General features: G+C 70.9%; 13 protein-coding genes and 1 pseudogene. 4 read left to right on the top strand and 10 right to left on the bottom strand.

Annotation, left to right across the window (positions count from 1 at the left end; genetic code table 11):
• Positions 1–10: 10 nt before the first annotated feature.
• From AB0I15_RS26780 to AB0I15_RS26770, 3 genes are read right to left on the bottom strand one after another with little or no spacing between them, the layout of a single operon-like run.
• Positions 11–1,531 carry a prenyltransferase/squalene oxidase repeat-containing protein gene (locus AB0I15_RS26780; RefSeq protein WP_358100938.1) on the bottom strand — a complete coding sequence of 507 codons (1,521 nt, stop codon included), beginning with the start codon at positions 1,529–1,531 and terminating at the stop codon, positions 11–13.
• Positions 1,528–2,367: a terpene synthase family protein gene (locus AB0I15_RS26775; protein WP_358100935.1), complete on the bottom strand. Its 840-nt coding sequence runs from the start codon at positions 2,365–2,367 to the stop codon at positions 1,528–1,530. The genes AB0I15_RS26780 and AB0I15_RS26775 overlap by 4 nt, the downstream gene beginning before the upstream one ends.
• Positions 2,364–3,653, bottom strand: coding sequence for a cytochrome P450 (locus AB0I15_RS26770; protein WP_358100932.1), 1,290 nt, complete (start codon positions 3,651–3,653; stop codon positions 2,364–2,366). Before AB0I15_RS26770 ends, AB0I15_RS26775 begins: the two co-directional genes overlap by 4 nt.
• Positions 3,654–3,828: 175 nt before the next feature.
• On the opposite strand from AB0I15_RS26770, the gene AB0I15_RS26765 reads away from it, so the two are divergent.
• On the top strand, positions 3,829–4,887 hold the full coding sequence (locus tag AB0I15_RS26765; RefSeq protein WP_358100929.1) for a polyprenyl synthetase family protein: 1,059 nt from the start codon (positions 3,829–3,831) through the stop codon (positions 4,885–4,887).
• Between the two features lie 6 nt (positions 4,888–4,893).
• Here AB0I15_RS26765 and AB0I15_RS26760 read toward each other — a convergent pair whose 3' ends face one another.
• Positions 4,894–5,832 (bottom strand): alpha/beta hydrolase family protein, encoded by a 939-nt coding sequence (locus tag AB0I15_RS26760; protein WP_358100926.1) that lies wholly within the window; start codon positions 5,830–5,832, stop codon positions 4,894–4,896.
• A 35-nt stretch (positions 5,833–5,867) separates the two neighbouring features.
• Between AB0I15_RS26760 and AB0I15_RS26755 the strand changes: the two genes are divergently transcribed.
• Entirely contained in the window at positions 5,868–6,797 is a 930-nt protein-coding gene (locus AB0I15_RS26755; protein ID WP_358100923.1) for an aldo/keto reductase, read from the top strand.
• A 107-nt stretch (positions 6,798–6,904) separates the two neighbouring features.
• On the opposite strand, the pseudogene AB0I15_RS26750 reads toward AB0I15_RS26755, so the two are convergent.
• A pseudogene (locus AB0I15_RS26750) lies at positions 6,905–7,243 on the bottom strand (STAS domain-containing protein); the annotation flags it as partial.
• A 140-nt stretch (positions 7,244–7,383) separates the two neighbouring features.
• On the opposite strand from AB0I15_RS26750, the gene AB0I15_RS26745 reads away from it, so the two are divergent.
• Positions 7,384–7,818, top strand: coding sequence for a helix-turn-helix domain-containing protein (locus AB0I15_RS26745; RefSeq protein WP_358100920.1), 435 nt, complete (start codon positions 7,384–7,386; stop codon positions 7,816–7,818).
• An 8-nt stretch (positions 7,819–7,826) separates the two neighbouring features.
• On the opposite strand, the gene AB0I15_RS26740 is transcribed toward AB0I15_RS26745, so the two are convergent.
• Together AB0I15_RS26740 and AB0I15_RS26735 are read right to left on the bottom strand one after the other, a co-directional pair.
• A complete protein-coding gene (locus AB0I15_RS26740) occupies positions 7,827–9,341 on the bottom strand; it encodes an MFS transporter (protein WP_358100917.1) in 1,515 nt (504 codons plus the stop codon).
• Positions 9,338–9,910 (bottom strand): helix-turn-helix domain-containing protein, encoded by a 573-nt coding sequence (locus tag AB0I15_RS26735; RefSeq protein WP_358100914.1) that lies wholly within the window; start codon positions 9,908–9,910, stop codon positions 9,338–9,340. The genes AB0I15_RS26740 and AB0I15_RS26735 overlap by 4 nt, the downstream gene beginning before the upstream one ends.
• A gap of 151 nt (positions 9,911–10,061) precedes the next feature.
• On the opposite strand from AB0I15_RS26735, the gene AB0I15_RS26730 reads away from it, so the two are divergent.
• On the top strand, positions 10,062–10,607 hold the full coding sequence (locus tag AB0I15_RS26730; protein WP_358100911.1) for a TetR/AcrR family transcriptional regulator: 546 nt from the start codon (positions 10,062–10,064) through the stop codon (positions 10,605–10,607).
• Here AB0I15_RS26730 and AB0I15_RS26725 read toward each other — a convergent pair.
• From AB0I15_RS26725 to AB0I15_RS26715, 3 genes are all read right to left on the bottom strand, one after another.
• The gene (locus tag AB0I15_RS26725; RefSeq protein WP_358100909.1) at positions 10,545–12,158 is read right to left on the bottom strand and encodes a wax ester/triacylglycerol synthase family O-acyltransferase; all 1,614 of its coding nucleotides are present in this window, start codon (positions 12,156–12,158) and stop codon (positions 10,545–10,547) included. The genes AB0I15_RS26730 and AB0I15_RS26725 overlap by 63 nt on opposite strands.
• Before the next feature lie 143 nt (positions 12,159–12,301).
• Positions 12,302–13,348 (bottom strand): sulfite oxidase, encoded by a 1,047-nt coding sequence (locus tag AB0I15_RS26720; protein WP_358100906.1) that lies wholly within the window; start codon positions 13,346–13,348, stop codon positions 12,302–12,304.
• A 250-nt stretch (positions 13,349–13,598) separates the two neighbouring features.
• The coding region (locus tag AB0I15_RS26715) for a cytochrome P450 (protein ID WP_358100903.1) at positions 13,599–13,790 on the bottom strand (192 nt) is incomplete at its 5' end.

Raw genomic sequence — 13,790 nt, 5'->3', positions numbered from 1 at the left:
AAGTCCGGATTTACCGGTATTCTATTACCTGGGCTTCCAGGTGTAGGGCCGCCAGGATCGCAGCTCGTACGATGGCTATAGGAGTGTAAAGGTCCTTGTCATGCCATAGCGACGGATAGTCCAACATTTCACCTCTACGCTGCAGGTACTCCTGGCCTCGTGCCGCCGCCCGTGCGTACCGTCCGTCGACCGGGAGCCCTCGCGTCCTTTCGGGCAGCAGCAGCGTCTTCACCGCGTACGCCGTCTCCTCGTGGGTGCCGTCCCAGCGCCCCCACGAGCCGTCCGCGCGTTGCGTGCCCAGCACCCACTCCCGCGCCCTGGCCAGGGTCCTCGCGTACTCGGGGCCGCCGTACTCGCCGAGCGCGAGCACGCAGCTCAGCGTCGCGTAGTACGGCGAGGCGTGCCACCGGTCCGCCCAGTTCCCGTCCGGCCGCTGCCGCTCGGCGAGCAACCCGGCCAGCCGCGTCCGCACCTCCCGGTACGCCCCCGCCCTGGCCGGGTCGGTGGCCGCGTACGAGCCGAACGCGTCCAGCACGTGCGCGTTGACGCTGATGGAGAAGCCGTCCTCGCCCTGCCAGGTGCAGAAGTGCTCCCCGGTGTCGAACGCCAGCAGGCTCTCCGGATCGCGCGCCATCCCGTGCAGCGCCAGCGCGTGCAACGCGACGGACGTGGTGTCGGCGTCCGCGGGCAGCCCGGGACCCGCGGGCGTGCCGGTCGGTCCGATCGCCGCCCTGAGGTCGGCCACCATCTCCGGAGGCACCTCGACGGGGATGCCCGCCCGCGCCAGCCAGGTCAGGACCCAGCCTCGCTCGAACACCGTGATGGGCAGCCCCACGGGGACCGGGCCGCCGTACCGGCTGACGACGGCCTCCAGGTGGTTGCGCGCGAAGTCGGCCTCGAGCGAGGTGATGTTGGCCAGCCAGGCGGCGGTCGCGGCCGGCGAGGCGCCGATCGTGCCGATCACCGTCGGCCGCACGGATCGCGCGCCGCCCGCGGCCAGACCTGTCACCTCCAGGGCGTGCAGCAGCTTCTCCGGCAGCTCCGCGCCGGACTCGACCGCGCGGCGGACCCGTTCGAGACGGCTGTGGTCGAGGCCGGGCGGCAGGGGGAGGGGCGTGCTCGCGCCGTGCGCGTTGATGAGGCCGACCAGCGCGGGGACGATCAGGTCGACGGCCGGCATGTCGGGCAGGTCGGTGGTCTCGGGCAGCCGCTCGTGCAGCGCCGCCAGCCCTCTCCGCGCGGCCTCCGCCACGCTCTCCAGGGCCTTGAGTTCCCGGCAGGCGCCGGAGGCGACGGTGAGCAGGGCCTCCGTGGCACTGAGCGACGGCACCACGCCGTAGCCGCCAGGGCCGCCCCACGACCCGTCCGCGCGCTGGGTGCGCAGCAGGTACGCGACCCGCTCCCGATGCCCGGTCAGCCACGGAGCCAGGGTGACGAGCCGTCCCGTCTCGTACACGGAAGCCGACACCTGGCCCCACGGCTTGAACATCAGCGTGGCCACCAGGCTGCCGGCCTCGCGGGTGACGTTCACAACTCTCCCCAATAATCGGCGATGCCGTAGAAGCCGGTGTTGAAGCCCATCTGCCGCTCCAGGTAGAGCGCCGTCCTCGGCGCGGTGGTGAACAGCGGGGCGATCAGCTCGGCCGCCGCGCGCGAGTGCCGGGCCATGCGCCCGGTCACTTCGGTACGGTCGGCGCCCAGCGTCAGGGCGTTGGCGTCGCCCCAACGGGCTTCTCTGTCGTACGTGCTCAGGTCGTTCAGCAGCCGCAGATAACGCTGTACCTCGTCGCCCGCCGCGCGTACCCGGTCCAGGTGGGCCAGTGTCCACGGGTCGCCGGTGGACAGCCAGTGCGAGAGGTTGACGAAGGAGGAGCCGCAACTGTCCGCGTTCGCGAGGTAGTCGTCCAGGCCGGGCACGGCCCCGGACTCGCGCCAGGCCCATTCCCGCTCCATCGCGGTGAGCATGCGCCGGAGTTGGTCGCGCCAGCGCGGGTCGCCATCGAGATCGTCCCGGAGTTCGGACAGGAAGCGGGTGAGCGGGCAGTCCGGGTCCTGCCCGCCGGCCACGGCCAGGCAGCCGGCGACCAGCGCGGCGACCTCGTCCCGCGAGGTGGCGACGTGGTCGATCTGCAGGTCTGCGGCGAAGACCCACAGTGCCGCGCGGTTGACCGTCCGCAGCTCCCGCGTTGTGGCCCAGGGCGAGCCGAACGCGCCGGCCAGGCCGAGCGAGTGGAAGAAGCCGGGGTCGAAGGGTCTGGCGGGGAAGAGGCCGGGGTGCGCGGCGGCGTGCCGGGCCAGGTCGCGCGCGGACTCCACGCCCAGCGCCGAGGTCCGGCCGAGGTCCGCCGCCGTGGTGAGGCCGCTCACGTCGGTCTCACGGGGACGAGTGTCATGGACAGCCCGGCGGGCGGGCGCAGCGTCGAGGCCAGCCGGGGGACGACCGGGCCGTCGGCGTGCAGCACCGGCCGGTAGCGGCACAGGATTCCGGCGATCAGCAGCAGCGCCTCCATCAGGAACAGGCGCGGCCCCAGGCAGGAGTGCGGTCCCGCCGCGAACGGGAAGTAGGCGTACCGGTGTCGGCGGCGCCCGTTCTCCGGCGCGAACCGCTCCGGGTCGAACTCCAGCGGACGTTCCCAGAACGCGGGCAGCCGCTGGGTCAGGAACGGGCTCAGCACCACCGTGGCGCCGGCCGGGATCCTCACGTCGCCGACGGTGTCGCTCTGGACCACCGTGCGGGGCAGGATCCAGCCCGGCGGGTAGAGGCGGATCAGCTCGTCCACGAACATGCGCAGGTAGGTCAGCTCGGGCAGGTGCGCCATGGTGACAGGGCCGGGTCCGACCACCCGCTCCAGTTCTTCGTACACCTTCGCGGCGATCTCCGGCCGCTCGGCCAGCACCGGCCAGACCCAGGTCAGCGCGGTGACGGAGGTCTCGGTGGCGGCGCCGTGGATGGCGACCATGTCGTCGCGGATCAGCCGGTCCGCGTCCGGCTCGCCGCTTCTCGCCTGGCACAGCAGGGAGACCAGGTCGTTCGCCCCCGCGCCGCGCGCCTTCGCGTACCGGATGCGGGGGTAGACGACCTCGTCGATGGTCTTGATCGCCTGCCGGAACGCGCTGTCGCCGGGCATGGGGAATCCCTGGGGCACGAACGGCAGCAGCAGCCGGATCGAGCGGGAGGTCACGCCGGTGTCGTATGCGGGCGCCAGCCGTTCGATGTCCGAGTCGGAGATCGTGGCGCCCAGGAACAGCCGGACGATCGTGGGGTGGACCAGGGCGGAGATGGTCTCGGCGATGTCGATGGGGCGGCCGGGCGCCACGGTCGTGTCGATGAGTTCGGTGACGATCTGGGCCATGCGCTGGGTCAGCGAGTCGACGTACCGGGCGGTGAACATCGGCTGAAGGATGCTCCTGCTGGCCGTCCAGCCTGCGCCGTCGGACAGGATGCCCTGACCGAGGAGGGGGCCGAGCGGGTCCCAGAACATGCCCGCCCGGATGTAGTTGGGCTGGTTCGTCTTCAGGATGTGCTGGACGTGGTCGGGGTGCGTGACCAGGTACGGGCGGAACGGGCCCATGTTGAGCCTGACCAGCTCGCCGTTCGCCCGGTCACTGGCCTCCTCGAAGGCGCGTAAGGGGACGCGTACGTGTCTCGTCAACGAGCGGAGAAAGGGAAGAGTTGGGGCTTGACGGGTCGGCACGCCGCCGAACGACACCGGACCTCCATCACATCCGTCTCACATGACGGACATTTCCTGACAAAAGTTAAACTGTCCGTGGAGTATCACACGACTCTCCGTGTAAGTTCAAGATCGTACTAACGTAGGAGAGCGCATGGATGTCGGCCACCCGGCCCCCGTCCGGCCCGGCGGAGAGGCCGGCGGGGCTGTCGGCGGGGCTGTCGGCGGCGAGGTCATCGCCCGCTGCCGGAGGCTGTTCGATCCCGCGCTCCGCGAGGCCGTCTCCGTCCTGCATCCCTGGGGCGCCAAGATGGCGGCGTTCACCCTCGGCTGGTCCGACATCGACGGCGGGTCTCATGATCACGGGGGCGGCAAGGGCCTGCGGCCCGCGATCGCGCTGCTCAGCGCGGAGGCGGCCGGGGGCGGCGCGGAGTCGGCGCTGCCGGTGGCGGTGGCCGTCGAGCTGGTGCACGCGTTCTCGTTGGTACACGACGACATCATCGACAATGACGAACGGCGCAGGCACCGCGAGGCTCTCTGGAAGGCGTACGGCGTGGGCCCCGCGCTGCTGACCGGCGACGCGCTCCTGGCCCTGGCCGTCAGGCAGCTCGCCGACCGGCCGGAGGCCATGGGCTACCTGTCGACGGCACTCGTCGAGCTCGTCCAGGGGCAGACCGCCGACATGGCCTTCGAACAGCGCCCCTGGGACGGCCCCGACCAGGTCTCCACCGCCGAGTACGTCGAGATGGTCACGGCCAAGACCGGCGGTCTGCTGGGGGCCGCCGCGGCGGCCGGCGTCGCGACCGGAGGCGCTCCCGAACTCGCCGACCGCATGTGGGAGATGGGCCGTCACCTCGGCGTGGCGTTCCAGATCGTGGACGACATGCTGGGTATCTGGGGCGACCCCGGCATCACCGGCAAGCCCGTGCACAGCGACCTTCGCCGTGACAAGAAGACGTACCCGGTCCTCGCCGCCCTGGGCTCTCAGGGGACGGCCGCCCGCGAGCTGTCGGCCCTCCTCGTCTCGGGGACGGCGGACGACGCCACCGTACGGCACGCTGCCCGCCTCGCCGAGGAGGCCGGAGGCAGGGAGGCCGCTCAGATGCTGGCGGAGCGGCACCTCTCGGCTGCCGTCCACCTCATGGACATGTGCCTGCCGGGCGCGGTGGACCTGCGCGCCCTGTGCGACTCGCTGGTGAACCGGGTCAGTTGAGCGGCCTCACCGCGCTCCGATCGCCGCCATGAGCATCGGATAGGCGCGGTGCAGCTCCCGCTGCCAGTACGTGTGGTTGTGCCCGCCTCGGTAGAAGTGGGTGCGTACCGGGATGTTCAGCTCCTTGAGCCGCCCAATGAACGCCCTGGCCGCCCTGTTCGCCAGGTCCTCGACGAGGTCGCCTTCCCCGGCGGCCACGTACAGCCGCACGCCTTCGAGCCGGTCGGCCTGGTCGTAGGGGTTGTGGGCGCGCCAGACGTCGCGCTGCGCCTCCGGGTCGCCCCAGACGCGCTTCCAGTCGGTGCCGAAGCAGCCGATCGTGGTCCCGGCCATCACCGCCTGCGGCACGCCCGGGGCCAGGATGTGCACGGCGCCGCTGAACGAGGCCGCCGCCTCGAAACGGCCCTTGGCGGCGTACAGCATGGCGCCCTGGCCGCCCATCGAGTAGCCCGCCACGGCGCGCCGCCCGCCCGCCCGGTAGCGGGACTCGAGCAGCGGCAGCAACTCCTTGAGGTGGTAGCTCTCCCAGCGCGGCGGGCCGCCCTCGCCGCCGTTCCACCAGTCGGAGTAGCTGCCGCACCTGCCGCCGTCCGGCATCACGACCAGCACGCCGGTGTCGCGGGTGAGCGCCTCGACGTCGGTCTTGGCGGTCCAGGAGGTGTGGTCGTCCAGCCCGCCGTGCAGCAGCAGCAACACCGGCCAGTCGGTACGCGACTCCCAGCCGCGGGGGAGCAGCAGGCGGACCTTCGTGGTGGCGCCGAGCGCCTCCGACCGGATCGCCAGCTCCATCCTGCGTTCGTCGAGCCGCCGCTCCTCCACCGCCGGGGCCGAGGGTTTCGGTCTCTCCCGCTCGGGGGCGTCGGGCCACAGGGCCACCACGCCGAGCACGAACAGTCCGGCGGCGATCAGCGCGCCGACCAGGCATCCACGTAACCGGGGCCGCATCGAGCCTCCTTGTTGGATGCGCGGATAATAGCGGGATGAGATCAATAGGCACCACGGCTCTGTCCGTTTTCCCGATATCGCTCGGCACCAACGTCTTCGGCTGGACGGCGGACAAGGAGACCTCGTTCGCGGTCCTGGACGCGTACGTCGAGGGTGGCGGCAACTTCATCGACACCGCGGACGTCTACCCGTACTGGGCGACGGGGGAGTCCACCTCCGAGACGATCATCGGCGAGTGGCTGGCCGAGCGCGGCAACCGTGACTCACTCGTGCTGGCCACCAAGGTCGGCATGCTGGAGGGGCTGAAGGGGCTGGCTCCCGCGACGGTCAGGACGGCGGTCGAGGACTCGCTGCGGCGGCTGCGTACCGACTACATCGATCTCTACTGGGCGCACGTGGACGACCACGACACGCCGATGGTGGAGTCGCTGTCCGCGTTCGACGCGCTGGTCAAGGAGGGCAAGGTCCGTTACGTCGGCGCGTCCAACCACGGCGCGGCGCGGCTGGCGGAGGCGCTCAAGATCTCCGATGCGGAGGGGCTGGTCAGGTATGTGGCGCTGCAGCAGCCGTACAACCTGGTCGAGCGCGGCTACGAGGGCGAGCTGCGCGACGTGGTGGCCGCCGAGGGGCTGTCGAGCACGCCGTACTTCGGGCTGGCGCGCGGCTTCCTGACCGGCAAGTACGCCCCCGGCGTCACCGTGGACAGCCCGCGGGCCGGGATGGCGGCCCGGTACCTGGAGACCGAGCGCGGCCCCAGGACGCTGAAGGCGCTGTCGAGGATCGCGGACGGGCACCAGGTCGCGCCGGCCTCGGTGGCGCTGGCCTGGCTCGCCGCCCAGCCGACGGTCACGGCGCCGATCGCCAGCGCCCGCGACGTCGAGCAGTTGCGCCCGCTGCTGGAGGCTTCGGCGCTGACGCTCAGCGCCGAAGAGCTGACCCTCCTGGACGAGGCCTCCCGGGACTAGACCGGGACTAGACCGGGATCAGACCAGGATCAGGCCAGGTCGTGCTGCCCGCACCACTCCTCGACGCTTCCGGCCGCGCGCTCGGTCTCCCGCACCCAGTGCGGATCCGCCGCGATCGCCTCCCGCACCGAGGGGTGGGAGGGGAAGACGGCCGTGAGCCCGGTGATCCGGAAGATTCGTGAGATGCGGTCGGTGTTCATGACCAGCGCGAGCGAGCCGTCGTGCGTGCGGAGCCGCTTCAGGCCCCCGACGAGCACGCCCAGGCCGGTCGAGTCGAGGAACTCCACGCCGCTCAGGTCGGCGACGACGTGCACCACGCCCTTGGCCGCGAGGTCCACGATCTGCTCGCGGAGCTTGGGGGCGGTGAACACGTCGACCTCTCCGCCGATCCGGATCACCGCACAGTCACCGGCCGGTCCGAGCACCTCAAGGACGATGTCCTGCATCTCGCGCCTCACCATCGGCCACGTGTCATTGGCCACGTTGACGGGGAAATCTGTACATTTACCTTAGCGTCGGCCGCGGAGAGTTGTCAATGGGTGGCTGTCGGCGTCACTGTGGGGAATGACAGGGTGGGGGATGACGGATGAGGGTCGAAGAGGCCATCGGGTTGCAGATCGCGCGCCTGCGGGCGGAGCGCCGGCTGTCGCTGACCGAGCTGGGCGAGGCGCTGGGCGGCTATCTCGACCGGCCCTGGAGCCGCCAGGCCGTCCACCAGGCCGAACGCGGCCAGCGCTCGTTCACCGCCGCCGAGCTGACCGCCCTCGCCCTGGCCCTCGACACCTCCGTGCCCGCCTTGTTCCGGGCCGAGGACGAGCCGATCGAGCTGCCGGGGCGGGTGGTGTCGCGGGAGGAGTACCGGCAGATCCTGCTGCACAGGGAGCGGGACATGCCGCTGGACGGGGTGGAGGAGCTGATCGTCGCCCTGCACGACATCGGCGAGGTGCTCTCCCGCCCCGCCCTGGCCCGCCTGGCCCGGATCGGCCGCGTGGCCGAACAGGTGGCCGGCCCCGAGGGCTGACCCCCGGCTCAGTGGTGCTGTGCCGTGACGTCGAGTACGCGTGGGGTGAGGAACCAGACGATCAGCGTGCCGGCCAGCATCAGCGCGACCCCCGCTCCGCTGGTCAGGATCAGCGACTCGGTGAACGCCCGCCTGGCCTGCGCGGCCAGGTGCCCGGCCGCCGGGCCGAGCTCCTTGGCCACGCCGAGCGCCCCGCCCAGCGATTCCCGTACGACGCCGGCCGCCGGGCCCGCGTACGCCAGCTCTCCCCGGTAGACGGCCGCCGCGACGCTGCCCAGGACGGCCACGCCGAGCGCGCCGCCGATCTCGTAGCTGGTCTCCTCGATGGCCGCCGCGCTGCCGGACTTCGCGGCGGGCGTACCCGACATGATGGCGGCGGAGGCGATCGCCAGCGAGCCGTTGCCCGCGCCGATCAGCACCAGCGCGCCCGCGACCGGGCCGTAGCCGAGCGGGGCCGGCGCCAGGTACACCAGCAGGAACCCCAGGCCGGTCAGCGCCAGCCCGCCCGCGAGCACCGTACGGGCGCCGATGCGCGCCGCCAGGACCGGGGCCAGGGGAGAGGCGATGATGGCGGCCGCAGCGGCGGGCAGCAGGCGCAGGCCCGTCTCGAGCGGCGGGTAGCCCTGGACGAGCTGCATCCACTGGGCGAGCAGCAGCAACACCGCCGCCATCGCGATCGACGTGGTCAGCGCCGTCACCACGCCCGCCGAGAAGGGGGCGCTGCGGAACAGCCTGATCTCCAGCAGCGGATCCGGCCTGCTCAGGCAGCGCGCCACGAACCAGCCCAGCGCCACCACCGCCACCACGGCCGCCACCAGGGCGCCGGGGTCGGCCAGGCCGTATTTGCCGAAGTTCTTGACCGCGTACAGCAGGGCCACCATGCCCGCCATCGACAGCACCGTGGCGAGCACGTCCCATCGGCCGGGGTCGGGGTTCCTGGACTCCGGCAGCAGGAACAGCCCGGCGGCGATCGCGACCACCATGACGGGCACGTTGACCAGGAACGCCGAGTGCCAGCTGAAGTGCTCCAGCAGGAACCCGGCCACGATCGGCCCCAGCGCGGCCCCGACGGCGGCCATCGCCGCCCACACGCCCAGCGCCTTGGCGCGCTCGCCGGGGTCGGTGAACAGGTTCCGGATCATGGACAGCGTGGACGGCATGATCATCGCCCCGCCCACTCCGAGCAGCGCCCGCACGGCGATGACCTCCAGCGGGCTGTCGGCCGCCAGCACCGCCAGCGAGGCCGCCCCGAACACCCCGAACCCGGTCAGCAGCATGCGCTTGCGCCCCCACCGGTCGCCGAGCGCGCTCACGGTGACCAGCAGCCCGGACAGCACCAGGGCGTACGCGTCCACCATCCACAGCAACTCGATCGAGTCGGGCCGCAGGTCCTCGGAGATGGCGGGCAGGGCGACGTTCAGCACGGTCATGTCCATGACCACGAGCAGCACGCTGGCCGACAGCACGGCCAGCCCCGCCCAGCGCCGCCGCGCCGGGACGGCCGTCGCATCGGTGATCGTCATGATCTCTCCCGGGGTTCGGCGGTGCCGTTCAGGAAGGTGACCAGGAACAGCCGTGACACGTCGCGGCGCGCGACGTCCCCACGCCGCAGGCTCTCGCGCACGCTCACGAGCAGGCCGTACACGACGTTGCTCACCCAGCGGGCGGGCATGTCGGACCGCAGCAGTCCGGCACGCTGGGCGGCGGCGTAGAACGCGATCTCCCGCTCCTCCAGTTCGTCGACGCGACGCTGCAGCTCAGGGTGTACGGCCATGGCGTAGTCGGTCAGGCCGAACCCGTACTCGTCGGCCACCTCGATCAGGCCGGTCATCAGCGCCCGCAACGTCCGCTCGATCACCGCCGGGTCCGCGGAGCCGGTCGCCTCGACCATGCCCGTGCTGCTTTGGACCTGCTCCCACTTGTCGTGGGCGCGGTGGCCCAGGGCGAGCATGAGCTCGTCACGGTTGCTGAACTGGCGGTGAAGGGTCGCCCGGCTGATGCCGACGGCTTCGGCCAACTGGGCCATGGAGGCGATCGGGTTCTCGTTGAGGTGCTGGATCGCCGCCTTCATGATCTGCTCGCGGCTGGTCATTCGTCTGCACACCCTCGTATCGTTTGCGACATTTTCGTCTCATATGCTACATGGTCGACTCGCCCGGTTTGTTGTCCGGCCCCTTTTCGGCACGGGGCTCTCGCCGTCTCGTCATGGTGAGGAAGTCGCTGGTGGCGCTAGGGTGCGAGCTGTGGTGATCGGTGACGCGCGCACGCGCATCCTGGATGCGGCGGAGGAGTTGTTCGCGGGCGGCGGCTATGAGGCCACCCCGACCGCGGTCATCGCCAGACTGGCCGAAGTCCCCAAGGGGCTGATCTTTCACTACTTTCCCCGAAAGATCGACGTCCTGGTCGCCCTCGTCGACGAGCGCACGCTGGTCGAGGAGGGGCACGAGATCGACGCGGTGCCCGGCGACCCCGCCGGAACGCTGTCCCGCCTCGCCCGCGGGTTGCCACTGCGGGCCTCACCGGCGATGCGGCGCATCCTGTTCCGCGAGGCCGACACGCACGGCTCGGTCAAGGAGCGCCTGGGCCGCCTCAACGGTGAGCTGATCAGCCGCGCCAGGTTCGCACTCGAGCTGGCCCTGCCCGGGGCGCGCGGCGACGCGGCCAGGCTGGAGGTGGCGGCGGCCACGTTCGCCGCCGTCCTGCTCTACCAGGAGAACCTCTGCCAGTTAACCGGTCACCAGATCGACCCCGACGCGGTCGCGGAACTCATCGCCCACTCGCTCGTCTAGCAGCTCATCGAGCGCCGTACGCAGGTGGCGCAGCAGCCCCCACACGTCGTCCATCCGGTCAGGGCAGGCCACGATGCCGAAGTCGAGCATGCCGTCGTAGGAGAAGCAGGTGATGTTGACGCCGCCGCTCATGTCCGTCAGGACCGACAGCGGGTAATACGACAACACCCTGCCACCGCACAGGTACAACGGGAACTGCGGCCCCGGCACATTGCTGATGATCAGGTTGATCGGCGGGAACGCCACCCCCGCCAGCCGGAAGATCGCCGGCGTGGCCAGGCTCGTGACCGGGGCGGGCAGCAGCGAGCACAACTCGCTCAGCCAGGTGGCGGGGGCCAGCGCGAAGCGCCGTTTGGCCCGGCTCATGGCGTTCGCGACGGCCCGCAGGCGCTCCTTGGGGTCGGGCACGTTCGTGGGCATGGGGGTGACCATGGCGGAGATCTGGTTCCCGACCAGGTCCTTGGCCTTCGCCGTACGGACCGCGACCGGAACGGCCACGATCAGCGGCTCCTCGGGCAGCGCGTCCCGCTCCCGCAACCACGAGCGCAGGGCGGACGTGCAGAGGGTCATGACGACGTCGTTGACGCTCATGCCGTTGGCCTTGGCGACGTTCTTGACGTCCTTGAGGGACAGCGAGCCGAACGACAGGTGACGGCGGGCGCTGATGGGCCCGTTGAACGGGGTGCGGGGGACGGCCAGGCTGGGCAGCTCGGTTCGCCGGTGCTGGTCGCGGGTGACCACGCGGGCCGCCCTGGCGATCAGCTTCGCCCCGGGCAGGCTCGCGACCAGCGGGATGGCGTCGAGGTCTCCCGCCGCCTTGACGACCGAGTGCGCGGCGCGCACGGGATGGGTCGCCGTGCGTACGGCGGCGCCGGTCAGCATCCCGAACAGGCCCGGAGCGTCATCGCCGGCCCGCCTCGGAACGGGAGCGGCGGCACCGCCGGGCCCATGACCGATCTCTTCGGCGCCTCCGCTCGAAGGCCGCTCATCGCCCTGGGCGAGGATGCACGGTTCCGCCGCCTGATCGGCCCTGGCGGTCGTGCGGGCGCCGTGGAGTCTTCTGCGCTCGAGATGGCCGTCCGGGGTGAGGTCGAGCAGGGTGGCGAGGGTCTCCGCACCCGAGATGCCGTCGATGGCGGCGTGGTGCACCTTGGTGTAGACCGCCACCAGGCCGTCGGGCAGCCCGTGGATCAGGTGCATCTCCCACAGCGGGTGCGCACGGTCGAGCCGGCGGGCGTGCAGTTCCGCTACCGCCTCGGCGAGCTGCCAGTCGTCGCCCGGCGCGGGCAAGGTCATCTCGAACAGGTGGTTGTCGATGTCGAAATCGGGATCGGCCGCCCAGTAGGGGTGGTCCAGGCCGAGCGGCACCTGCGCCAGCCGCAGGCTGAGCGCGGGCGACAGATGGACGCGCTCCAGCAGGAGCTGCGCCAGCGCGTCCCTGTTGACCGAACCCTCCGCCGAGTCGAGGAGCGCCAGCCCGGCGACGTGCGCGGCGGTGGTCGCCGTCTCGACATTGAGGAACTGGGCGTCGAGTGCGGTCAGCTGGCGCATCGGCTCTCCTTTTTCCCGTGGTCTGGGCAGCATCACACGGGGGGATTTCCGGAAGGTTTCTGCGCGAGTCTTTCAGATGAATTCCGGCCGACCGTACCGGCGTTTAGGGAATGGCCGGCCCAGCCGGGATCGGTGACATTATCCTATCCATTGACAACGTGAATGGGGTGTTGCACGACCGCGTCGAAATGATATCCGAAGGGGTTTCGGGGCGTGGTCAGGGGCTGGGTGACGCCGGTCTCGTCGGTGGCGCGTGCCATGAGGACGCGGGCTCCCGTATGGCGGGGCGCCCATGCTATGTGCCAGGGCAGCCACGCGCTGACCAGGTGCTGTCCGTGATGTTCTGCCTGACGCCAGCTCAGTCCGCCGTCGAAGCTGACCTCGACCCGGACGATCCGTCCCCGCCCCGACCAGGAGCGCCCCCGCAGGATGTGCGGGCCCGTGACGGGGAGGCGCGCATTCCAGGCGAGCTCGAAAGCGCTCTTCACCGGTTGCGTCGTGACGTCCGGGTAAAAGACCCTGTTCCAGGGGGTGAGGAGCTTCTTCGTTGAAATTTCTATGTCGCCGAGCCATTTGATCGAGGCAATTCCCACCCACCCCGGCACCACCAGTCGCACCGGGAATCCATGATCGGGCGGAAGCGGTTCGCCGTTCATTTCGTAGGCGACGAGGACGTCGTCCATGGCCTTGTCGAGGGGCAGCGGCCGGCGTACGTGGCCGTAGTCCTCGAACGGCTCGTCGAGTCCGGTGGGCAGCACGTCCACGGCCGAGGGCGACACACCGACCTGCTTGAGCAGGTATTTCAGCGGCACCCCTCGCCACCGGGCCACGCCGATCGCGCCGAGCCCCCACTGCGTGCCGGGCGCGCCGTCGTGCTGCTGAGTCCGGTAGAAGCGGCGGCCGTTGCCCGCGCACTCGATCGCCACGTCGAACGTCCGCGACGGCATGGCGCGCAACTCCTCGTAGCCGAAGTCGCGCGGACATCGCACTCCGGCGCCGTGGATCCGCAGCCGCCAGGTGGTGACGTCGATGAGCGGGGTGACGGTGTGGTTCCGTACGAAGAACCGGTCGGTGGGGGTGTGGTAGCCGACCCCGGACATGGCTTCCCAGCGCATCTCGGCGCTGTTGCCGTGCACCCTGAACAGATGATCGGGCAGCGGCTTGATGATCGTCGCCATGACCTGCTTCATGGACATCACCTCCTAGTACCTATTTCCTACCTGGAAACCATTTAATCTCCTTTCGCTGTCCCGGCGCACGCTTCCTTGCCGAAATCCGGGTGATCGGCGAGGGAACGTTCCATGCCGCTACCCGACCCCTACCCGGAGGGCGGCCCGCGTACGAGGGAAAGGGGCAGTGGGGTTCCGGGCCACGGCAGGCGCGCGCCGCCATCCCGAACCCCCGGCCGCCGTGCCGCGGATGCTCTCCGGGTTGGGGCGATCAGGTGTCCCAGGTGACCGGGAGGCTCTTGACCCCGTAGATGTCGGCGGTCTCCGGGCGCAGGGCGACCTCGTCGGCGGGGACGGCCAGGCGCAGGGTGGGGAAGCGGTTGAGCAGCGCGGGGAGTGCGACGCGCAGTTCGACGCGGGCGAGTTGCTGGCCCAGGCACTGGTGGATGCCGTGGCTGAAGGC

This window comes from Nonomuraea sp. NPDC050643 (assembly GCF_040654715.1).
Lineage (GTDB): Bacteria > Actinomycetota > Actinomycetes > Streptosporangiales > Streptosporangiaceae > Nonomuraea.
The sequence above is the reverse complement of the archived record's forward strand: the minus strand, read 5'-3'. Positions and strand labels throughout refer to the sequence as shown.